The organism is Flavobacterium cupriresistens, assembly GCF_020911925.1.
GTDB lineage: Bacteria > Bacteroidota > Bacteroidia > Flavobacteriales > Flavobacteriaceae > Flavobacterium > Flavobacterium cupriresistens.
This window is the reverse complement of the sequence record NZ_CP087134.1, coordinates 2,232,255-2,255,448: the sequence shown is the minus strand read 5'-3', so window position 1 is coordinate 2,255,448 and position 23,194 is coordinate 2,232,255. Positions and strand designations below refer to the sequence as shown.

The following is a 23,194-nucleotide window of genomic DNA, read 5'->3' as shown; positions in this document are numbered from 1 at the left end:
TTTCAAGAAAATCACAATTCCCCCCAAAGTCTTATGAATTTTAGTAGTAGCAAAACACCTCTTTTAAGCCTTACCGACTATGTCTCCATGTGTTAAAAGTAATTGCCCCCGCTTTTATTTATCTCTTACTTGAATAATTAATCCCTAATCCTCCGGCAATATAAATTCTGGAAAGTTCCTCTGCAGCTATACTAATGTCCTGCAACAAAACCTTATTCTTAACCGAACTAAAAGTAAAAGGTATCGCTTTTGAAAGATAATAATCGTCTCCTCTTAAAACAATCTCAAGTGTTTTGTCCGTTTTTAAAACGCGCATCGGAACAGAAAACTCCCCTGTTTTTGGATTTACTTTCACTACACTTTCAAAACCATTAATGCTAAGCATCAGATTCGGATAGGTTTTACCATCAAAAGGTTTATTTGTTTTTGTTTCGATTAGTTTTCCTTTCACCAATATTGAAACTTCTTTATCAGCAGTCTTATTAATGGCTATTTTCCCAACTGTGTGAACATTAGGTTTTGGACAACTCACTTCGGTTGCAACCGGTGTTTTTTCTTGTGCCACCAGATTTGACGTCAACAAAACTGATGCTGCTACGGCAGCATATTTTAAAGTATTGATTTTAGAAATCTCATTGTGTTCAAATTCTTCTTCTAACTGAGTCGTTTTTAGTCGCGCACAAATATTTTTATCTTTATTTCCTGCAATGAATTTAGCCACTTCTGAATTTGTTTTGGCACTTAAGTCAATTACATTTTTCATACAAGAATCACAAAATGAACCGTTTGAATTAACTGTCATTTTATCAAAACTTTCAGAACAAGGACTTGCTATTTCTAAGGTGAATTTCTTTTTCATACACTACATTTTTAAATTAAAGCGGTTCATGAATAACCACTTATTTATATAGAGTACATTTTTATCAAAAAGGTTGGGAAGAGCGTGAAATATTTTTTCAATTTTCAACAATCGTATTAGGTTTACCAAAGTCAGAGGTGATTATGCGGCAAGATTCGCAAAGTTTAATTATAGCATTACGACTCCTTTTTTAATTCTATAACTAATTTTTTGCTCGCAGATTTAGCGGATTGCACAGATTTTTCATAAAGGGCAAATAAGATCTGCCTAATCTACTAACAGAGCGATAGCGAACTACCGAAGCAAATCTGCGTGCAAAAGAAAATCTTTAAAAGTCTTGCGTTTAATTTTTTAATCGCAAAGTAAAGGGCAAGATTCGTAAAGTCTAATTATAGCATTACAACTCCTTTTTTAATTCTGTCCCCAATTTTTTTACACGCAGATTTAGCAGATTGCGCAGATTTTTAATAAAGGGTAAATAAGATCCGCCTAATCTGCTAAATCTGCGTGCAAAAGAAAAGCTTTGCGCGTTTTACGATTAGAAAATCAAACGCAAAAAAATTTCACAACAAATACGGCATAAAAAAAGCGCTAATTAAAAAATCAGCGCTTTTTTTTAAATTTGAATTAAACCAACCTTTATTAGTTTCTATATTCTAAAAATAAATCCTTTTATTAGATGTTGCAAATTAAAACAATAGAATCATAACACGAAATTTACTCGATAAACGTAATGAAAATCAGTTAAACTACCTGTACGCAACTTTCATTTCATTCCATAAAAAAAGCCCCATTACTGGGGCTTTTAAAATTTATGCTTGTCCCGCAGGACCAAAATTAAGCGGTATTGGTGCTTGTTCCGTCTCTTTGATCTCGCCGTGGGCTGCTTCAAATCGATGAATATTTTCACCAATTGCTTTTAATAATCTTTTAGCATGTTGTGGTGTCAATACAATTCTTGACTTTACCTTGGCTTTAGGAATACCGGGCATAATGCTCACAAAATCTAAAACAAACTCTGATGAAGAGTGATTGATAATCGCAAGATTAGAATAAATTCCCTCCGCAATTGTTTCGTCTAACTCAATATTAATTTGCTCTTGTTGTTGTTTCGAATTACTCATAGTGTCCTAAATTAATAAATATATTCTTCTTTATTAGCCATCATTTCATTGTAATCGTCTTTAGAACCAACGATAGTGTTATCGTATTCTCTCATACCAGTTCCGGCAGGGATTCTGTGTCCAACAATTACATTTTCTTTCAATCCTTCTAAATCATCTACTTTACCAGCTACAGCAGCTTCGTTAAGTACTTTTGTTGTTTCTTGGAAAGAAGCAGCAGAGATGAATGATTTAGTTTGTAGCGAAGCTCTTGTAATACCTTGTAAAACTGGCGTTGCAGTTGCAGTAATTACGTCTCTGGCTACAACCAGATTTTTATCATTTCGTTTCAACAATGAGTTTTCATCACGTAAATCACGAGGTGTAATAATCTGACCTGGTTTCAATACAGCAGAATCTCCTGAATCTTCAACTACTTTCATACCGTATAATTTATCATTTTGAACGATAAAGTCTTTAGTGTGAATTAATTGATCTTCTAAGAATAAAGTATCTCCTGGATCTTGAACTCTTACTTTACGCATCATTTGACGAATAACTACCTCAAAGTGCTTGTCATTAATTTTTACCCCTTGTAAACGGTATACCTCTTGAATTTCATTTACCAAGTACTGTTGAACAGCAGCCGGTCCTTGAATTCTTAAAATATCGTCCGGTGTAATTGCACCGTCAGACAATGGCACTCCTGCTCTTACGAAGTCATTTTCTTGTACTAAGATTTGGCTTGAAAGTTTAACTAAATACTTTTTAATCTCACCAAATTTAGATTCGATAACAATTTCACGGTTACCTCTTTTGATTTTTCCAAAAGAAACAACACCGTCAATTTCAGAAACAACTGCTGGGTTAGAAGGGTTACGAGCCTCAAGTAACTCGGTAATTCTTGGAAGACCTCCCGTAATATCGCCTGCTTTAGAAGAACGACGTGGGATTTTTACCAATACTTTACCTGCTTTAATTTTCTCACCATTCTCAACCATTAAGTGTGCCCCTACTGGTAAGTTATACGAACGAATCAATTCACCTTCTTTACCGTAAACCAATAAAGTTGGGATTAATTTTTTATTTCTTGCTTCAGAAATTACTTTTTCCTGGAAACCTGTCTGCTCATCGATTTCAACCATGAACGATTGTCCTTGCTCTAAATCTTCGTAAGCAATCTTACCTGTAAATTCAGAAACAATTACACCATTATATGGATCCCACTTACAGATCACAGATCCTTTAGTAACTACTTCACCATCCTTAACGAAAATACTAGATCCGTAAGGAATATTATGTGTATTTAAAACGATTCCGGTTTTCTCGTCAACTAATTTTAATTCTGTTGAACGTGATACCACGATATCAACTGCATTACCTTCGCTGTCTTCTCCTTTAACTGTTTTTAAATCTTCAATCTCAAGTCTACCGTTGAATCTTGTAACAATACTAGATTCTTCAGAAATACCTCCTGCAACCCCTCCAACGTGGAACGTACGAAGTGTTAACTGTGTACCTGGCTCACCAATAGATTGAGCTGCAATAACTCCAACTGCTTCACCTCTTTGTGTCATCTTACCAGTAGCTAAGTTTCTACCGTAACATTTCGCACAAATACCTTTTAAAGCCTCACAAGTTAATGGAGATCTAACTTCTACTCTTTCAATAGGAGAAGCTTCGATAACCTTCATAATTGCTTCAGTGATTTGTTGACCTGATTGAACAATTACTTCATTAGTAAGAGGATTAATAACATCTTGCAACGCAACACGTCCTAAAATTCTTTCTCCTAAAGATTCAACAATTTCCTCATTTTTCTTCAAAGCAGATACTTCAACACCTCTTAAAGTTCCACAATCTTCGATGTTTACAATAACATCTTGAGAAACGTCATGAAGCCTTCTTGTTAAGTATCCGGCATCAGCCGTTTTAAGAGCCGTATCCGCAAGTCCTTTACGAGCACCGTGAGTAGAAATGAAGTACTCAAGGATCGAAAGACCTTCCTTAAAGTTAGAAAGAATCGGGTTTTCAATAATCTCACCACCACCGGCAGTAGATTTTTTAGGCTTAGCCATCAAACCACGCATACCTGTTAACTGACGAATCTGCTCCTTAGAACCCCTCGCTCCAGAGTCAAGCATCATGTATACAGAGTTGAAACCTTGTTGGTCTTCTCTAATATTTTTCATTGCTAATTCTGTAAGCTGTGCATTCGCAGAAGTCCAAACGTCAATAACTTGGTTGTAACGCTCGTTATTCGTGATAAGACCCATGTTATAATTTACAGAAATACCTTCAACTTGCTCTCTGGCATCTGCAATTAATTTTGTTTTTTGTTCTGGAATTCTAATATCACCTAAAGAGAATGATAAACCTCCTCTAAATGCGAATTTATAACCCATGTCTTTCATATTGTCCAAGAAAGCTGCTGTAGTAGGTACATTCGTCACACTTAAAATGTGTCCGATAATATCTCTAAGGTTTTTCTTAGTCAATACGTCATTGATATATCCTGCTGCTTCCGGTACTACTTCGTTAAATAATACACGTCCTGCAGTTGTTTGGATAATTTTATACACCAATTCTCCAGCCTCATTAAAATCTTTTGCTCTAATTCTTACACGAGCATTCAATTCTAATCTTCCTTCGTTTAGTGCAATATTTACTTCTTCAGCAGAATAGAATGTTAAGTCTTGACCTAAAATAATGTGTTCTGGTGTAGAGATACGTTCTTTGGTCATATAATATAGACCCAAGACCATATCCTGAGAAGGTACCGTAATTGGAGCACCATTTGCAGGGTTAAGAATATTGTGAGAAGCCAACATTAATAATTGTGCCTCTAAAATAGCCTCTGGTCCTAATGGCAAGTGAACTGCCATCTGATCCCCATCAAAATCCGCGTTAAATGCCGTACAAACTAACGGGTGTAACTGGATTGCTTTTCCTTCAATTAATTTTGGTTGGAAAGCCTGGATACCAAGTCTGTGCAACGTAGGAGCACGGTTAAGTAATACAGGATGTCCTTTAATTACATTTTCAAGGATATCCCAAACTACCGGCTCTTTTTTGTCTATGATTTTCTTAGCCGATTTTACTGTTTTAACAATACCTCTTTCAATCAATTTACGGATAACGAAAGGTTTGTATAATTCAGCTGCCATATCTTTTGGCAATCCGCATTCGAATAATTTTAATTCAGGACCAACAACAATTACCGAACGAGCAGAATAATCCACACGTTTTCCTAAAAGGTTTTGACGGAAACGTCCTTGTTTACCTTTTAATGAATCTGATAATGATTTTAATGGTCTGTTAGATTCTGTTTTAACAGCAGAAGCTTTACGAGTGTTATCAAATAATGAATCTACAGATTCTTGTAACATACGTTTTTCGTTTCTTAAGATTACTTCAGGAGCTTTAATCTCCATTAATCTTTTCAAACGGTTGTTACGGATGATTACACGACGGTATAAATCATTTAAATCTGAAGTTGCAAAACGACCTCCATCAAGTGGCACAAGCGGACGTAATTCTGGTGGAATAACAGGAACCACTTTCATAATCATCCATTCCGGACGGTTTTCGCGGTTTAAGTTAGACTCACGGAAAGACTCAACAACTTGTAATCTTTTTAATGCTTCAGTTTTACGTTGTTTAGATGTTTCGTTGTTAGCACTGTGTCTTAGTTGGTAAGATAACTCATCTAAGTCAATACGCGCTAATAAATCCATAATACATTCTGCTCCCATTTTGGCAACAAATTTATTAGGATCCATATCATCTAAATAAAGATTTTCTTGTGGAAGAGTATCTAAAATATTCAAATATTCTTCTTCTGTTAAGAAATCTAATCTTTGTAAGGATTCTCCATCTGCATTTTTAGCAATACCAGCTTGAATTACTACGTATCTTTCGTAGTAAATGATCATATCTAATTTCTTAGATGGAAGACCAAGGATATAACCAATTTTGTTTGGAAGAGAACGGAAATACCAGATGTGAGCAATTGGCACAACAAGGTTGATGTGTCCTACTCTGTCACGACGTACTTTTTTCTCAGTAACTTCAACACCACAACGGTCACAGATGATCCCTTTGTAACGAATTCTTTTATATTTACCACAAGCACACTCAAAATCCTTAACAGGTCCGAAGATTCTTTCGCAGAAAAGTCCGTCTCTTTCAGGTTTGTGTGTTCTGTAGTTGATTGTTTCTGGCTTTAAAACCTCTCCTCTTGATTCTTTCAAGATAGATTCAGGTGAAGCTAATCCAATAGAGATTTTATTAAATCTTTTTACCGGATTTTTATCTTTATTATTGTTTCTATTATTCATCATAGTTTTTACTATTGATTTATTTGCAATTAAAAATTGATTTTTGTTTAAGTCGAAAGCCACTGCTGACTTTATGACTGTTAACACTACCTCGGGTTACTTCTCTAAACTTCAAACCTTTAAATTTTGAAGCGCTAGATATAAAACATATTCAGTTTTATAAAAAATCGGAACGGTTTACGGGTATAAATCCTAAAAACTTTAATTTTAGTAAACAGCTACAGTCTCAGTTTTCAGTGTTGAACTGAATACTGAGACTGCGACTGAAAACTTATTTATTCTTCTAAACGAATATCTAGTCCAAGACCTTTTAATTCGTGCATCAATACGTTGAATGATTCTGGTAAACCTGGTTCTGGCATAGACTCTCCCTTAACGATAGCTTCGTAAGTTTTAGCTCTACCAATAACGTCATCCGATTTAACAGTTAAGATTTCTCTAAGTGTACTTGATGCTCCATAAGCTTCAAGTGCCCAAACCTCCATCTCTCCAAAACGCTGACCTCCGAATTGCGCCTTACCTCCAAGAGGTTGTTGCGTAATCAATGAGTATGGTCCGATAGAACGTGCGTGCATCTTATCATCAACCATGTGTCCTAATTTAAGCATGTAAATTACACCCACAGTCGCTGCTTGATGGAAACGCTCTCCAGTACCACCATCATAAAGGTGTGTATGTCCGAAACGTGGAACTCCAGCTTCATCAGTTAATTCATTAATTTGATCTAAAGAAGCACCGTCAAAAATTGGAGTAGCAAATTTTCTACCCAAGTTCATACCGGCCCATCCAAGAACAGTTTCATAAATCTGACCAATGTTCATACGTGAAGGTACCCCAAGTGGATTCAATACGATATCTACCGGTGTTCCGTCTTCAAGGAAAGGCATATCTTCATGACGAACGATTCTTGCAACAATACCTTTGTTACCGTGACGTCCTGCCATTTTATCCCCAACTTTCAATTTACGTTTTTTAGCAATGTAAATCTTAGCTAATTTCAAGATTCCAGATGGTAATTCATCTCCAACTGTGATCGTAAATTTCTCTCTTCTTAAAGATCCTTGTAAGTCGTTTAGCTTAATTTTATAGTTATGAATTAAATCATTCACCATTTTATTTGTAGCATCATCAGCAACCCATTGACCTTTGCTTAAGTGAGCAAAATCTTCTACTGCGTAAAGCATTTTTTGAGTATATTTTTTACCTTTTGGTAAAACTTCTTCACCCAAATCATTCATTACACCTTGAGATGTTTTTCCGTTAACGATCAAGAATAATTTTTCAACCAATCTGTCTTTTAATTCAACAAATTTAGTCTCAAATTCCATTTCTAAAGCGCCTAAAGCATCTTTATCCTGAGTACGTTTACGTTTATCTTTTACGGCTCTTGCAAATAATTTTTTGTCAAGAACTACACCATGTAAAGATGGAGAAGCTTTTAATGAAGCATCTTTTACATCTCCCGCTTTATCCCCGAAGATTGCACGAAGCAATTTCTCTTCCGGAGTTGGATCTGATTCTCCTTTTGGTGTAATTTTTCCGATCAAAATGTCGCCAGGTTTAACCTCTGCTCCAATTCTGATCATACCGTTTTCATCTAAATCTTTAGTAGCTTCTTCAGAAACGTTAGGAATATCGTTTGTTAACTCTTCATTTCCTAACTTAGTATCTCTAACCTCTAATGAATAATCATCAACGTGGATAGAAGTAAAAATATCATCACGAACTACTTTTTCAGAAATTACAATCGCATCCTCAAAGTTATACCCTTTCCATGGCATGAACGCAACTTTTAAGTTTCTACCTAAAGCTAATTCACCATTTTGAGTAGCATATCCTTCTGATAATACTTGACCAAGACTAACTCTGTCTCCTTTTCTTACGATTGGTTTCAGGTTAATACTTGTACCTTGATTGGTTTTTCTAAATTTAATTAAGTTGTATGTTTTCTCATCAGCATCAAAACTAACCATTCTTTCATCTTCAGTACGGTCGTATTTGATAGTAATGATATTAGCATCAACATATTCTACAGTTCCATCTCCTTCAGCATTAATCAATACTCTAGAATCTGAAGCTACTTGACGCTCTAAACCTGTACCAACGATTGGTGCTTCCGGACGGATCAAAGGAACCGCCTGACGCATCATGTTAGATCCCATCAAGGCTCTATTCGCATCATCATGTTCCAAGAAAGGAATCAATGAAGCCGAAATCGAAGCAATCTGGTTAGGAGCAACGTCTGTATAATGTACTGCTGATGGCTCAACAACCGGGAAGTCACCTTCCTCACGCGCAATAACATTGCTCGCTGTAATTTTACCTGTAGCATCCATTTCAATGTTTGCCTGAGCAATCATTTTTCCTTCTTCTTCTTCAGCACTCAAATAAATAGGAGTACTTTCCAAATCAACTACACCTTCAGTAACTTTACGGTAAGGAGTTTCGATGAAACCCATTCCGTTAACTTTTGCATAAACACCAAGAGATGAAATCAAACCAATGTTTGGTCCCTCTGGAGTTTCAATCGGACATAAACGACCATAGTGTGTATAGTGAACGTCACGAACCTCGAAACCAGCTCTCTCTCTCGAAAGTCCACCTGGTCCAAGTGCAGATAATCTTCTCTTGTGTGTAATCTCAGCTAATGGATTCGTTTGATCCATAAATTGAGACAACTGGTTTGTTCCAAAGAAAGAGTTGATAACTGATGATAATGTTTTAGCATTAATCAAATCAATTGGTGTAAACACCTCGTTATCTCTAACGTTCATACGCTCTCTAATAGTTCTAGCCATACGTGCTAAACCTACACCGAATTGTTGAGACAATTGTTCTCCAACTGTTCTAACACGACGGTTAGATAAGTGATCAATATCATCAATCTCTGCTTTAGAGTTGATCAATTCGATCAAATATTTTACAATGGTAATGATATCTTCTTTGGTAAGCACTTGCTTTTCCATCGGGATATCTAAACCAAGTTTTTTGTTCATTCTGTAACGACCTACCTCACCTAAGTTGTAACGTTGATCAGAGAAGAACAATTTATCTATAATACCACGAGCCGTTTCCTCATCAGGCGGTTCAGCGTTACGCAACTGACGGTAAATGTGCTCTACAGCTTCTTTTTCAGAGTTTGTTGGATCTTTTTGTAATGTATTGTGGATAATAGCATAATCTGCTTGGTTATTATCCTCTTTGTGTAACAAAATAGATTTAACGTTAGAATCGATGATCTCTTCCACATTATCTTTGTCGATAATAGTATCACGATCAAGGATGATTTCGTTACGCTCGATAGAAACTACCTCACCGGTATCTTCATCAACGAAATCCTCATGCCATGTATTCAATACACGTGCAGCAAGTCTTCTTCCAATATACTTTTTGATACCTGTTTTAGAAACTTTAATTTCTTCAGCAAGGTCGAAAATTTCAAGGATATCCTTATCTCTTTCGAATCCGATTGCACGGAATAAAGTTGTAACCGGTAATTTTTTCTTTCTATCGATATATGCGTACATAACGCTGTTGATATCTGTAGAAAATTCTATCCAAGAACCTTTAAAAGGAATTACTCTGGCAGAATATAATTTTGTTCCATTTGCATGGAATGATTGTCCAAAGAAAACCCCAGGAGAACGGTGTAGTTGAGATACTACAACACGCTCAGCACCATTAATTACAAAGGTACCACTTGGCGTCATGTAAGGAATTGTTCCAAGATAAACATCTTGTACAATAGTTTCAAAATCTTCGTGTTCCGGGTCTGTACAGTATAGTTTTAACCTGGCTTTTAAAGGCACACTATAAGTAAGTCCTCTCTCTATACATTCTTGAATTGTATAACGTGGCGGGTCTACAAAATAATCCAGGAACTCCAATACAAAGTTATTTCTTGTATCTGTGATTGGAAAGTTTTCCATGAAGGTGTTGTACAACCCTTCGTTGCCTCTCTCGTCAGATTTAGTTTCTAATTGAAAAAAATCTTTAAAGGATTTAACCTGAACATCTAGAAAATCCGGATAGTCAGGAATATTTTTTGTAGAGGCAAAATTCAATCTTTCAGTCTGATTTGTTATCATCAATGAACAAAATTTTGATTAAAAAAAAGTAGTTTTTTGTGTAAAAACACATTGTTTAATGTATACTTTCTTATTGTAATCAATACATCTTTAAAAATAAACCAAGAAAATAAGGCTTAATTTTTTTTCTTCGTATTGATCAAAAACTTTTTCGTATTTTAAACTATTTGATAATAAAACATGCTATATTTTATTATACGAAAAATGGTTTAGGCCATTGAGTTTTGACTCAAGACCTAAACCTAGTTCTTAAAACCGAGTAAACTTATTTAAGTTCAACTACAGCTCCAGCTTCTTCTAATGATTTTTTAAGACCTTCAGCCTCTTCTTTAGAAACACCTTCTTTAACGTTACTTGGAGCACCGTCAACTACATCTTTAGCTTCTTTAAGACCTAAACCTGTAAGTTCTTTAACTAATTTTACAACAGCTAATTTAGAAGCTCCAGCTTCTTTTAATACTACTGTAAATTCAGTTTGTGCTTCTTCAGCAGCACCTTCTCCACCACCAGCAGCAACTACAACCGCTGCAGCAGCAGGCTCGATACCATACTCGTCTTTTAATATTGTTGCTAATTCGTTAACTTCTTTAACTGTTAGGTTAACTAATTGTTCTGCGAATTGTTTCAAATCTGCCATTTTTTCTATCGTTTAAAATGATTTGTAAAATTATAATTTATTTGTGTGTGCGAATTTATCAACACAAGAGACAGTAGCTGTCTTTTGTATTATGCTTCTTCAGTTGCTGCTTCTTCTCCAGCAAATTTGTTTTGAAGTGCAGAAATAATTCTTTGAGCTGGTGATTGTAACAATCCGATAAGCTCTCCAAGAAGTTCTTCTTTAGATTTAATAGTTGCTAACGCATCTAATTGATCATCTCCAATGTAAATTTCAGAATTGATATAAGCTCCTTTTAATAAAGGTTTAGCTGATTTTTTTCTGAAATCTTTGATTATTTTTCCAGGTGCATTTGCAACGTCTGAAATAAAGATAGCGCTGTTACCAGTCAATACTGAAGGTAAATCACCATAGTCATTAGCAGAAGCTTCCATTGCTTTTGCAAGCAAAGTGTTTTTTACAACTTCTAATTTAATACCTGCTTTAAAACAAGCTCTTCTCAAGTTTGAAGTTGTTTCTGCATTTAATCCAGAAATATCAGATACATAAATAATATTTGTACCAGCTAACTGCGCAGTTAAATCTTCAATCGCGATTGATTTTTCTTCTCTAGTCATACTAAAAATTATTAACTACCAATTATACTGCTTTAGGGTCCAAAGCAATTGCTGGACTCATAGTGCTTGTAAGGTGAATACCTTTAATGTAGGTACCTTTAGCAGCAGTTGGTTTAAGTTTGATTAATGTTTGAATAATTTCGTGTGCATTGTCATAAATTTGCTCAGCTCCAAAAGAAACTTTACCAATTCCTGCATGTACGATACCAGTTTTATCAACTTTAAAGTCAATTTTACCAGCTTTAACCTCTGCAACAGCTTTTGCAACATCCATAGTTACAGTACCTGTTTTAGGGTTTGGCATTAAACCTCTAGGTCCTAAAATACGACCTAATGGACCTAATTTACCCATAACAGCTGGCATAGTGATGATTACATCAACATCTGTCCAACCATCTTTAATTTTTTGTAAGTAATCGTCAAGACCTACATAATCAGCTCCAGCTTCTTTAGCTTCCGCTTCTTTATCTGGAGTAACTAATGCTAATACTTTAACGTCTTTACCAGTTCCGTGAGGTAATGTAACTACACCTCTAACCATTTGATTCGCTTTTCTTGGATCAACACCCAAACGAACTGCGATATCAACAGACTCATCAAATTTTGCAGAAGCTATAACTTTAATCAATGCAGCAGCATCTTTCAAAGAGTATAGTTTGTTCTTTTCAATTTTTGAAGCAGCCTCTTTTTGCTTTTTTGTTAATTTTGCCATTTCTTTCTCTTAATTAAAAAGGAGCATCTCCTGATACAGTTATACCCATAGATCTAGCAGTTCCAGCGATCATGCTCATTGCAGATTCGATTGTGAATGCATTTAAATCTACCATTTTATCTTCAGCAATTGCTTTGATAACGTCCCAAGTAACGCTAGCTACTTTTTTACGATTTGGTTCACCTGATCCAGACTTTAGCTTTGCAGCTTCCAATAATTGGACAGCAGCTGGAGGAGTTTTTACAACAAAATCAAATGATTTGTCTTTATACACAGTAATTTGTACTGGGCATATTTTGCCAGGTTTATCTTGTGTTCTAGCATTGAACTGCTTACAGAACTCCATGATATTAACCCCAGCAGCTCCTAAAGCAGGTCCAACCGGTGGCGACGGGTTCGCAGCACCTCCCTTAACTTGTAGTTTAACTACCTTACTAATTTCTTTAGCCATTTTTTAAAAAATTTAACACCATAATCATAGGAAGCAATTATAGTGGTTATTATAGATGTAACAAAAATTATACTTTTTCAACTTGCATAAAGCTCAATTCCAATGGTGTTTTTCTTCCGAAAATCTTAACCATTACTTCAAGTTTACGCTTCTCTTCGTTTATTTTCTCAACCGTACCGTTAAATCCGTTAAAAGGACCATCGATCACTTTTACAGTTTCACCTAAGTTGAACGGAATTGCACGAGTATCTGTATTTACAGCAAGCTCATCTACTTTTCCTAACATACGATTTACTTCAGAAAGTCTCAATGGAACAGGCTCGCCCCCTTTGATCTCTCCTAAAAAACCAATTACACTAGTAATTGACTTAATAATATGAGGTATCTCACCAACCAAGTTGGCTTCGATCATAACATATCCAGGGAAATAAACTTTATCCTTAGACATTTTCTTTCCTTCTTTTACAGTAACTACTTTTTCTGTAGGTACTAAAACTTGGGAAACATAATCACCCATACCTAATCTGGCAATCTCAGTTTCGATATAAGCTTTGACTTTATTTTCTTGTCCGCTTACAGCTCTAACTACGTACCATTTTTTCACATTATTATCTGCCATCACAAAAAAATTATCCTTTTAACCAGTTAAAAAATCCAGCTAAAGCTTTTGCAAAAAATTCGTCTGTTCCCCATGTTGCCAAAGCAAACAGTATCGAAAATACAGCCACAACAATTGTCAATTTCTGAACCTCAGCCCAAGCCGGCCAAGTAACATTTGACTTTAACTCTTCGAAAGCCTCTGATAAATAATTCGTAACTTTTGTCATTTGATATATTTTTTATTGCACGGGCGGAGGGATTCGAACCCCCATCAACGGTTTTGGAGACCGCTATTCTACCCTTGAACTACGCCCGTAATTAAAAGCCAGTGATTTCAGTTAAGAAAATCAACTGGCTTCTTATAATTTTATAGGATTATCCTACGATTTCAGTCACCTGACCTGCTCCTACAGTTCTACCACCTTCACGGATAGCGAAACGTAAACCAACGCTCATTGCGATTGGGCTTAATAAAGCAACATTAATTGTCAAGTTGTCTCCTGGCATTACCATCTCTACTCCTTCTGGTAAAGTAATAACTCCTGTTACGTCAGTTGTACGTACGTAGAACTGTGGACGGTAGTTATTATGGAATGGAGTGTGACGTCCACCTTCTTCTTTTTTCAAGATATAAACCTCAGCTTTGAAAGTAGCGTGTGGTTTTACTGATCCTGGCTTAATGATAACCATTCCTCTTTTGATAGATTCTTTATCAACACCTCTTAACAATAAACCTACGTTATCTCCAGCTTCACCTCTGTCAAGGATTTTACGGAACATCTCAACTCCTGTAATAGTAGAAGTTAATTTGTCAGCTCCCATACCAATGATTTCAACTGCATCTCCAGTATTAGCAATTCCAGTTTCGATACGACCTGTAGCAACAGTTCCACGACCAGTAATTGTAAATACATCTTCAACAGGCATTAAGAAAGGTTTTGCAGTATCACGGATTGGCTCCTCGATCCAAGCATCAACAGCTTCCATTAATTCAATAATTTTAGGAACCCAAGCAGGATCATTATTCAATCCTCCTAAAGCAGAACCTTGAACTACAGGACCATTATCTCCATCATACTCGTAGAAAGATAATAAATCTCTAATTTCCATTTCAACAAGCTCTAACAATTCAGCATCATCAACCATATCCACTTTGTTCATGAATACAACCATTCTTGGAATACCAACCTGACGACCTAAAAGGATGTGCTCACGAGTTTGTGGCATTGGACCATCTGTAGCAGCAACTACTAAGATAGCACCGTCCATTTGAGCAGCACCAGTAACCATGTTCTTTACGTAATCCGCGTGACCTGGACAGTCAACGTGAGCGTAGTGACGGTTAGCTGTTTCATACTCTACGTGTGATGTATTAATAGTAATACCTCTTTCTTTCTCCTCTGGAGCGTTATCGATTTGATCAAACGATTTAGCTTGACAGTAACCAGCGTCAGACAATACTTTTGTAATTGCTGCAGTTAATGTAGTTTTTCCGTGATCTACGTGTCCAATTGTACCTATGTTTAAGTGCGGTTTGGAACGATTAAAATTCTCCTTTGCCATTTTACTTAATTTTTAATCTTAGTTATATATTAATTTTCAATTTCCTACTTACTTGAGCCAACTACGGGAATTGAACCCGTGACCTCTTCCTTACCAAGGAAGCACTCTACCCCTGAGCTAAGTCGGCAGAGAGTTCTGATTTTAGATTTTTGAATCTTAGATTTAAGACTTTCAATATCCTTAACCTACAACCCGAAATCTTAACTTCTTTTTTTGTGGGGAGAGCAGGATTCGAACCTGCGAAGTTCACACAGCAGATTTACAGTCTGCCCTCGTTGGCCGCTTGAGTATCTCCCCGAAATAATTTATGATTTTAGACTTCTGATTTTAGATTAAAACCTAAAATCTTTCTCTGATCATAAATACTTTTTTCAATAATTTAAAAGAACCTGTTTCAAATCGCATTTGAAACTTTTTTTGAGCCGGCGGAGGGACTCGAACCCACGACCTGCTGATTACAAATCAGCTGCTCTAGCCAACTGAGCTACGCTGGCAAACTCATTAAAAAAGTCCGCTATTTCTAACGGACTGCAAATGTAGCTAATTTATCCTTTAATCAAAACATTTTTTGAAAAAAATTTCAATTAAATTCAATTATATATGTGTTCTAATTTTTTCTTTCCTCTTTACAAGCAATCGTTCTAAAGATTCTGCCGAAAGCTCAATCGCCTCTTCAAACGTTTTACACTGCTTTTTAACCAAAAAATCATCCCCAGGAACATTAATCTTTATCTCTACCGCCTTATTCTCCTTATCACTTGTTCTTTCCACTTTCAAAAAAACATCTGCCGAAACCACTCGATCGTAGTATTTTTCCAACTTATCCATTCTTTCCTGAATAAAATCTACCAACTTTCTGTCAACAGTAAAGTTAACTGCATGAACATCTACCTTCATAATATAAATTTTAGGGTTAAACATTTAAGAACTATTATTTATTTCTCGGATGCGCGTCACCATACACTTTCTTCAACTCTGCCAAACTATTATGAGTATAAACTTGCGTAGACGCCAAACTCGAATGCCCTAATAATTCTTTAACTGAATTCAAATCCGCTCCGTTATTTAATAAGTGAGTCGCAAAAGTATGCCTGAGGACATGTGGACTTTTTTTTACCTTTTCAGAGACCCTACTAAAGTATGAATTTATTAAACGATACACAAAAGATTCACTCAATTTTAACCCTTTCCTTGAAATAAAAAAATAATTCTGATCCACTATTTTCTCTAAAGAAGATCTTTCCTTCAAATACAACTCAAACTGCCCTAAAACAACAGGAAGAACCGGAATTATACGCTCTTTATTTCTTTTCCCCAAAACCTTTATCACCCCTGAAGACAAATCCACATTAGAAACCATCAAATTAATCAGCTCCGCTCTTCGAATTCCGGTTGCATAAAACAACTCCACAACAAGCTTGTCCCTGATCTCCTCAAAACCAATCGGACTACTAACCTCCTCCATCAAATCAACAAGTTCTTTTTCAGAAAATGGAATCTGAACAATTTTAGGAGTCTTCAAAGCCTTATGCTTCAACATCGGATTTACTTCTATTTGTTTTGTTTTTAAAAGAAACTTATAAAAAGCCCGCAGAGAAGCCATTTTTCTATTCACAGAAACATTAGAAACACCCTGATCCACCAAAGAGACAATCCAACTTCTAATTTGACCGTAATGAACCTGCTCTATATTCTCCTGTTCAAATTGAGACTGATTAAACATTTCAAAAAACGAGATATCACCCAGATACGCATTAACCGTATGAAGGGAATATTTTTTCTCTAATTGCAGATAATCACGAAATGCCTCTTTATTTGTTTTCATACAAAACCACCGTTATACATCACACCTAATTTGCTCCTCGAAAAAACCAGAAACTAAAGGGAATTAAAATTCCAATTTTTGAAATTCCAAATTCCAAATCTGAACAACAACCTTTTCTACCCCTAATCCAAAACTATTCAGAAACACAAGTTGAAATAAAATCCCAATCTTTGAAATTCCAAATTCCAAATCTGAACGACAAACTTTTCTACCCTTAATCCCAAACTATTCGAAAACACAAGTTGAAATAAAATTCCACTCCTTGAAATTCCAAATTCCAAATCTGAACAACAACCTTTTCTACCCTTAATCCAAAACTATTCGAAAGCACAAGTTGAAATAAAATTCCAATCCTTGAAATTCCAAATTCCAAATCTGAACAACAAACTTTTTTGAAGCTAACCTAAAAGTCACTCAAAAAGAATCATGTCGAAAATTCGACAATCTCAAAATTAGGCATAAAAAAACCGTTAGCATCAAAAAAATATATTTTTGACCGCTAACGGTAATTATTTTGATAAGCTACTACTAACTTTCTAAACCATCTCTCATGTTTTGAATGTAAGCCGCTTTTTGAATTTGAGCTCTTTTGATTACAGAAGGCTTAATAAAAGCAGTACGTGCTCTTAATTGACGAACAGTTCCTGTTTTATCAAATTTTCTTTTATAGCGCTTTAATGCTCTATCGATATTTTCTCCGTCTTTAATTGGTATAATTAACATAATATTGACACCTCCTCTCGTTAAGGCTGCAAAAGTAATTATTAATTATGAGTTATCAGTTATAAATTATGAATTATTTTTCTTTAAATAAAAGAAAAGAGAGAATAGAATATAAAAAACAGACTCAAGCTACGTCAATCCTAACTTAGACCAACAAAACCTACTCTATATTCTATTCTCTTTACTCTATAAATTCTATTCTTTTAGCAAATTTCTAGCAATTACTACTTTCTGAATCTCAGTCGTTCCTTCACCTATCGTACATAATTTAGAGTCACGATAGAATTTCTCAACAGGAAAATCTTTAGTGTACCCGTAACCTCCATGAATTTGAACTGCTTCATTTGCAATTTTAACGCAGGCTTCTGAGGCATACATTTTTGCCATAGCTCCGCTTGTCGTAACCGGTTTGTGCTGCTGCTTTAAGAAAGCTGCTTTATGCAACAATAGTTCTGAAGCTTCAATTTCTGTTGCCATATCAGCCAATTTAAAAGAAATACCTTGAAAACTACTAATAGGTTGTCCAAATTGATGTCTTTCTTTTGAATATTTTAATGCTGCTTCATATGCTCCTTTGGAAATTCCAAGTGACAAAGCTCCGATAGAAATTCTACCGCCATCTAATATTTTCATTGCCTGAACAAAGCCCTGGCCCACTTCTCCTAATCGGTTAGCATCAGAAATACGACAATTGTCAAAAACCAACTCAGCCGTTTCGCTGGCGCGCATTCCTAATTTATTTTCTTTTCTGCCAGACGTAAATCCAGGCATTCCTTTTTCAAAAACAAAAGCCGTCATTCCTTTTGAATCGCCTTTTTCTCCTGTACGAACTATCACAACAGCAACATCACCTGAAATCGCATGTGTGATAAAGTTTTTAGCACCATTGACGATCCAAAAATCACCATCTTTAACGGCAGTGGTATTCATCCCTCCGGCATCAGAACCTGTATTGTGTTCTGTTAAACCCCAGGCTCCTATAAATTCCGCAGTTGCTAATTTTGGCAACCATTTTTTCTTTTGCTCTTCATTTCCAAAAGTCAAAATATGATTCGTACATAATGAATTATGCGCCGCAACGGATAACCCAATAGAAGGATCTACTTTTGAGATTTCTTCTACAACAGTAATATACTCGTGATACCCTAAGCCACTTCCTCCATACTCTTCAGGAACTAAAACGCCCATGAATCCCATTTCTCCTAATTCTTTAAATAAGGCAACAGGGAAAGTTTGCGCTTCATCCCATTCCATTATATTAGGTCTGATGTTTTTGTCCGCAAATTCCTTTATTGACTGCGCAATCATTAATTGTGTTTCGTTATAATCAAAATTCATAGTGGTCAGTTTAATTTTAGAACTCCAAATATAAACTAATTATTTTTGCTTTTTCAACAGGAAAACCGTTAATTTTTGCTAAATCCTCAATATTCTTAAAATCTCCATGCATACTCCTATAGGTAATGACTTGTTTTGCTAATGCAAATTTAAAATAAGGAAACTGGGATAATTCTTTTAAAGAGACCTTGTTTATTGCAATCTTTTTAAGCTTGGGGATTTCAAAAATCTTAAAATGCACATTCAATTCATTAATCACTTCGGGTGAAAGCCCCCAAACTTCCTTTAATTGTTCCATTGAAACAAATCCGCCCAAGATTTCCTTCTGTTTGAGTATTCGTAAGGATAATGCATCACCAACTCCATAAATTTTAATTAAATCTTCCTGAGTCGCTAAATTAAGATCCATCACTGCACTCTTCACTTTTTTTACAAAGGTTGAATTACCATATTTTTCACTTTTATTAAAGTCCCTCTTATTCTCAACAACTCTTTTTTTATTGCTTGCCCATTCCGGAAATTTAAAAAGAGGAGAAATGACATTTAATAACGAATCTGATATTTTTGTAATCTGCTGAAACTCTTCAGCCGAATTTACATACCGATTTTCTTTACGAAAAGCCATCAACCTGTCAATTTCCTGAATAGACATACCTAATTTATAACCTTTGTAATCTGACATATAATTAGGATTGAACAAATAGACTTGTCGCTTGTTCTTGTATTTCTCTATTTTTAAGGAATCAATTTCAGCCTGCAAAGACATCCACTGTTCTTTTTCAGGAACTTTTTTTTCGAGTTCCGTGAAGTTTACCAAAAAGTAAATCATTTGCAACACTATTATTACTCCAAAAAGCAAAATAATTCCGGTTCGTTGCTGATTTGTAAACTTAAAATACCTTACTAACGTCATAAAACTCCTATTCACCTAAAACTTTATACTTTATTACAAGCCTAAATTAATTAAAAAGGTTTAATTTTAAAAGAAAAATCTTACAAATTTATTTTGAGGTCTTTTTTCTGCTTAAATGCCTTCATAGAATTAATTAATGATTTCAAGCATTAACGGATACTTTAAGTGCGATTTATATAAATAGTGAAGATTTTGTCACTTAATATTACATAATTGTTTTTATTTTTTATAAAAAACGATACATTTGGAACTTAATAACAATAAACCACGATTATAGTATGTCAATTATGCGAGTTAAACCAATATCAGCTTTTGAAGCTGATATGAAGAAAAGTGATTTAAAAAGGGTTTTAGGAAAATGGAGCCTTACTGCCATTGGAGTTGGAGCCATTATTGGTGGAGGAATATTTGTTCTTACCGGTACCGGAGCTTACTATCATGCAGGACCGGCATTAGCCCTTTCTTTTATTATTGCAGGTATTGCCTGTGTTTTTGCAGCTCTTTGTTATTCTGAGTTCGCTTCTATTTTACCTGTTGAAGGCTCTGCTTATGCCTATGCCTATGGTACAATTGGAGAAATTTTTGCCTGGGTTATCGGTTGGGGACTTATCCTCGAATATGCGATGGGATCTATGACGGTCGCCGTTTCCTGGTCGGGTTACTTTAATAAATTACTTAAAATGTTTCATATTCACCTCCCTGAATGGCTTACAACTGACCCTGCCAGTTACTCAGGAGAAGGTTTCTCTATGAATCTTCCTGCTTTCTGTATCGTTCTTTTTGTTATTTCAATCCTTATTAAAGGAACAAAAAGTGCTGCAAAAGCGAACAATATGATTGTTATCCTTAAAGTTTCTGCTGTAATATTTGTAATTATTGCGGGACTTTTCTTCATCAATACTGCTAACTGGCATCCATTTATTCCGGAAGCTACTCAAATTATTGAAAAAGAAACTACACATAATGCTTACGGAATAGGAGGAGTTATATCCGGAGCTGCAGCAATTTTCTTTGCTTATGTAGGTTTTGATGCTGTTTCTACTCAAGCTGGTGAGGCTATTAATCCTAAAAAGGATGTTCCGTTTGCCATCATTGCTTCATTATTAATTTGTACTACCTTATATATTCTTGTTTCTTTAGTACTAACAGGAATGATTAACTATAAAGATTTTAACCCACTAGGAAAATACCCTGAAGCTATAAAAGCACCGGTTGCTTATGCATTTGATATTGCAGGACAAGGTTGGGCTGGTTTAATAATTACTATTGCAGCAACTGTTGGTTTGGTTTCTGTATTAATGGTAATGATCATGGGACAATCAAGAATTTTCCTTGGAATGTCTAAAGACGGCTTAATTCCTTCTGTATTCTCTAAAGTTAACCCTATTTCAGGAACGCCAAAAAACAATTTAATGATCTTGGGTGGTATTATCGCTATTGTTGCCGCTTTCACTCCAATCAATAAATTAGCAGAAATGACAAGTTTTGGTACTTTATTTGCCTTTACCATGGTTTGTATTGCGGTTTGGATTCTAAGAGTTAAGCAACCACAATTAACCAGAACTTTTAAAGTTCCTGCTTTACCTGTAATTGCAATTCTTGGTATTTCAATCAATACTTATCTAATGATTAACCTAAGTATAGATGCTCAATTACTTTCACTGGGATGGATGGCTATTGGTATATTAGTTTATTTTGGATACAGTAAGAAAAGATCAAAACTGAATAAAACAGAATAATTTTCAGCATACTATTTCATAAAAAAACTCCAAATTAAATTTGGAGTTTTTTTATGCTTATAAATCAAAAACGGAAGTTCGTTTTGCTCTAATTAAATCTTTTAGCCTTATCCAGAAGGCCAGAGTTAAATAAACTCCAAAACCCAAGCCTACAGTCACAAATGAAATATAAATAAAAAATAACCGTACGCTAGTTACCCGCATACCCAATTTATCTGCCAATCTTGAAGAGACATGAAAACCATATTTTTCAAAAAAGAATTTGAGTTTTACTATTGCTGACATGCGCTTATTTTAGATTTTAGATTGATGACTTTAGATTTTAGATTCTAAACTCCTGACTTCAGATTTTAAAACTTAGATTCTAGACTTTGGACAAAAGTACAAAAATATATAACGAACCTGTTTTCTAATTGCCTTTTAATAATTCTATTCCGATTGCGCATTTTAAACAGGCATTTTGATTGCAGTATTCTTTTTTGAGTTGCAAGAGCGCTTGTGTATCAAAAGCGCTGTTTGATACTACTCCGAAGGATTCAAACTTATCAATAATCGAATTTTTCTCGGGAGCGACCTCCTTCATAAAATCAATTAAATCTTCTGAAATAAATTCCCCTCTCTTTTCTGCGTAAGCAAATTGTAGCGGAATTATTGTATTTAGAATTATTAAATCTATGAATGATTTCGATACTGTTTTTACTTTTTTAGGACTTTCTTTATCGAACTGGTAATGATTCTGCCAGTACAAAGTGGAGGAAACAGCAAACAATTCATACACCTTTTTGATCGATTTTACTTCAATTATTGCAGTGAATAAGTTTTGATGTTTTTTATATAAGGCCGCTAGTTGCGAAAGTCGAATGGTCGGAAAATTATCCGGACGAAGTTTAAAAAACTGAAGTGGATCAATGTACACTTTCGGTAACTGGTATTTACTAATTAGATAAAAATATCTGATTTGTAAATCTGTAAAATAAACATCTTCTTTCTCCGTATCCAGCAAACCCGAAATTCCAAAAAACAAAGCTTCCAGATTTTCTGTTTCGAAACCTTCTTTTCTGACAATTGAAAACGGAATTGACTTCGCGACTTGAAAAAAAGAATCTCCATTTATATTCAAACCGAAATTTTTAGCCAGTAAACAGAATAGAACGGCTTCCCAATCCTGATTTTTTTCCTTCAACAAACTAAAAACAAGTTCAGATTTGCGTTCTAATCGTTCAAAAAAAATACGTTCCAGCCAATTTTTGAAAACAAATTCATCAATCCGAGCAATTTCCCTTTCACAGGGAATCCATGACTTTGGTTTAGTTAAATGCTCATAATTATTTAGTATTTCTAACGAAACATAATCCTTTAATACCAAAACAGAAATTTCAGTATTATCTACCCGAAATATTGCGGTATCGTGCTCCCAAACTACATGCAAAATTACATTTTCATAAGCAATATCGCTTTCATGACCGTGCACATACCAATCGGATGATTTTAGATGAATTTCGACATTCCCAGCCCACTTTTGCTTTCCAATTATAATTTGAGCATTAAAAAAATCAGGTCCCGAAAGTCCCAAATAGTCTCCTGTCTTAATAATTGTTACAGGCTCATTTTGAGTCGTCTTTAAATTTAAGGTTTCAAATTTCTTAAATTTCCACAGGTAATGAAGAAATTCTTCTTTCATTTTTAGGCTTTATATTAATTCATAAA

Annotated in this window: 19 protein-coding genes and 4 tRNA genes; 1 reads left to right on the top strand and 22 read right to left on the bottom strand. The window is 35.1% G+C overall.

Features of this window, described 5'->3' with window-relative positions; all coding sequences use genetic code 11:
- Nucleotides 1-118: 118 nt before the first annotated feature.
- The 20 genes from LNP23_RS09930 to LNP23_RS09835 all read right to left on the bottom strand — a co-directional run bounded on the left by LNP23_RS09930 (nt 119) and on the right by LNP23_RS09835 (nt 19,517).
- Nucleotides 119-859, bottom strand: coding sequence for a hypothetical protein (locus LNP23_RS09930; RefSeq protein ID WP_230004747.1), 741 nt, complete (start codon nt 857-859; stop codon nt 119-121).
- A gap of 812 nt (nt 860-1,671) precedes the next feature.
- Nucleotides 1,672-1,983, bottom strand: a complete 312-nt coding sequence (locus tag LNP23_RS09925; protein WP_047777907.1) for a DUF3467 domain-containing protein — start codon at nt 1,981-1,983, stop codon at nt 1,672-1,674.
- Between the two features lie 11 nt (nt 1,984-1,994).
- A complete protein-coding gene (rpoC, locus tag LNP23_RS09920; protein ID WP_230004746.1) occupies nt 1,995-6,305 on the bottom strand; it encodes a DNA-directed RNA polymerase subunit beta' in 4,311 nt (1,436 codons plus the stop codon).
- Between the two features lie 272 nt (nt 6,306-6,577).
- Entirely contained in the window at nt 6,578-10,390 is a 3,813-nt protein-coding gene (gene rpoB, locus LNP23_RS09915) for a DNA-directed RNA polymerase subunit beta (protein WP_047777909.1), read from the bottom strand.
- Between the two features lie 265 nt (nt 10,391-10,655).
- Nucleotides 10,656-11,027 carry a 50S ribosomal protein L7/L12 gene (gene rplL / locus LNP23_RS09910; protein ID WP_007807437.1) on the bottom strand — a complete coding sequence of 124 codons (372 nt, stop codon included), beginning with the start codon at nt 11,025-11,027 and terminating at the stop codon, nt 10,656-10,658.
- Nucleotides 11,028-11,116: 89 nt separating this feature from the next.
- Nucleotides 11,117-11,623, bottom strand: a complete 507-nt coding sequence (rplJ, locus tag LNP23_RS09905) for a 50S ribosomal protein L10 (RefSeq protein ID WP_047777912.1) — start codon at nt 11,621-11,623, stop codon at nt 11,117-11,119.
- Nucleotides 11,624-11,645: 22 nt separating this feature from the next.
- Nucleotides 11,646-12,335 carry a 50S ribosomal protein L1 gene (rplA, locus tag LNP23_RS09900; RefSeq protein WP_007807440.1) on the bottom strand — a complete coding sequence of 230 codons (690 nt, stop codon included), beginning with the start codon at nt 12,333-12,335 and terminating at the stop codon, nt 11,646-11,648.
- 13 nt (nt 12,336-12,348) lie between these two features.
- Nucleotides 12,349-12,786 carry a 50S ribosomal protein L11 gene (gene rplK, locus LNP23_RS09895; protein ID WP_007807442.1) on the bottom strand — a complete coding sequence of 146 codons (438 nt, stop codon included), beginning with the start codon at nt 12,784-12,786 and terminating at the stop codon, nt 12,349-12,351.
- Between the two features lie 67 nt (nt 12,787-12,853).
- On the bottom strand, nt 12,854-13,405 hold the full coding sequence (nusG, locus tag LNP23_RS09890; RefSeq protein ID WP_029273444.1) for a transcription termination/antitermination protein NusG: 552 nt from the start codon (nt 13,403-13,405) through the stop codon (nt 12,854-12,856).
- A gap of 10 nt (nt 13,406-13,415) precedes the next feature.
- Nucleotides 13,416-13,613 (bottom strand): preprotein translocase subunit SecE, encoded by a 198-nt coding sequence (gene secE, locus LNP23_RS09885; RefSeq protein ID WP_047777913.1) that lies wholly within the window; start codon nt 13,611-13,613, stop codon nt 13,416-13,418.
- A gap of 18 nt (nt 13,614-13,631) precedes the next feature.
- Nucleotides 13,632-13,702, bottom strand: a tRNA-Trp gene (locus tag LNP23_RS09880).
- Nucleotides 13,703-13,761: 59 nt separating this feature from the next.
- On the bottom strand, nt 13,762-14,949 hold the full coding sequence (gene tuf / locus LNP23_RS09875) for an elongation factor Tu (RefSeq protein WP_047777914.1): 1,188 nt from the start codon (nt 14,947-14,949) through the stop codon (nt 13,762-13,764).
- 55 nt (nt 14,950-15,004) lie between these two features.
- Nucleotides 15,005-15,076: transfer RNA gene (locus LNP23_RS09870), tRNA-Thr, on the bottom strand.
- A gap of 89 nt (nt 15,077-15,165) precedes the next feature.
- Nucleotides 15,166-15,246, bottom strand: a tRNA-Tyr gene (locus LNP23_RS09865).
- A 123-nt stretch (nt 15,247-15,369) separates the two neighbouring features.
- Nucleotides 15,370-15,443 (bottom strand) — tRNA-Thr (locus LNP23_RS09860).
- A 100-nt stretch (nt 15,444-15,543) separates the two neighbouring features.
- Nucleotides 15,544-15,846, bottom strand: a complete 303-nt coding sequence (hpf, locus tag LNP23_RS09855) for a ribosome hibernation-promoting factor, HPF/YfiA family (protein WP_041517713.1) — start codon at nt 15,844-15,846, stop codon at nt 15,544-15,546.
- Nucleotides 15,847-15,880: 34 nt separating this feature from the next.
- Nucleotides 15,881-16,774, bottom strand: a complete 894-nt coding sequence (locus tag LNP23_RS09850; RefSeq protein WP_047777915.1) for a tyrosine-type recombinase/integrase — start codon at nt 16,772-16,774, stop codon at nt 15,881-15,883.
- A gap of 528 nt (nt 16,775-17,302) precedes the next feature.
- The gene (gene rpsU, locus LNP23_RS09845) at nt 17,303-17,497 is read right to left on the bottom strand and encodes a 30S ribosomal protein S21 (RefSeq protein ID WP_026985791.1); all 195 of its coding nucleotides are present in this window, start codon (nt 17,495-17,497) and stop codon (nt 17,303-17,305) included.
- A 195-nt stretch (nt 17,498-17,692) separates the two neighbouring features.
- Nucleotides 17,693-18,835 carry an acyl-CoA dehydrogenase family protein gene (locus LNP23_RS09840; protein ID WP_047777919.1) on the bottom strand — a complete coding sequence of 381 codons (1,143 nt, stop codon included), beginning with the start codon at nt 18,833-18,835 and terminating at the stop codon, nt 17,693-17,695.
- Nucleotides 18,836-18,851: 16 nt separating this feature from the next.
- Complete coding sequence (locus LNP23_RS09835) at nt 18,852-19,517, bottom strand: ComEA family DNA-binding protein (protein ID WP_319624873.1); 666 nt, start codon at nt 19,515-19,517, stop codon at nt 18,852-18,854.
- Between the two features lie 509 nt (nt 19,518-20,026).
- Between LNP23_RS09835 and LNP23_RS09830 the strand changes: the two genes are divergently transcribed.
- Nucleotides 20,027-21,487: an APC family permease gene (locus LNP23_RS09830; protein WP_230004744.1), complete on the top strand. Its 1,461-nt coding sequence runs from the start codon at nt 20,027-20,029 to the stop codon at nt 21,485-21,487.
- A 57-nt stretch (nt 21,488-21,544) separates the two neighbouring features.
- Here LNP23_RS09830 and LNP23_RS09825 read toward each other — a convergent pair whose 3' ends face one another.
- Together LNP23_RS09825 and LNP23_RS09820 are read right to left on the bottom strand one after the other, a co-directional pair.
- On the bottom strand, nt 21,545-21,772 hold the full coding sequence (locus LNP23_RS09825) for a PspC family transcriptional regulator (protein WP_047777924.1): 228 nt from the start codon (nt 21,770-21,772) through the stop codon (nt 21,545-21,547).
- A gap of 124 nt (nt 21,773-21,896) precedes the next feature.
- Complete coding sequence (locus LNP23_RS09820; RefSeq protein ID WP_230004743.1) at nt 21,897-23,168, bottom strand: DUF2851 family protein; 1,272 nt, start codon at nt 23,166-23,168, stop codon at nt 21,897-21,899.
- Between the last annotated feature and the right edge of the window lie 26 nt (nt 23,169-23,194).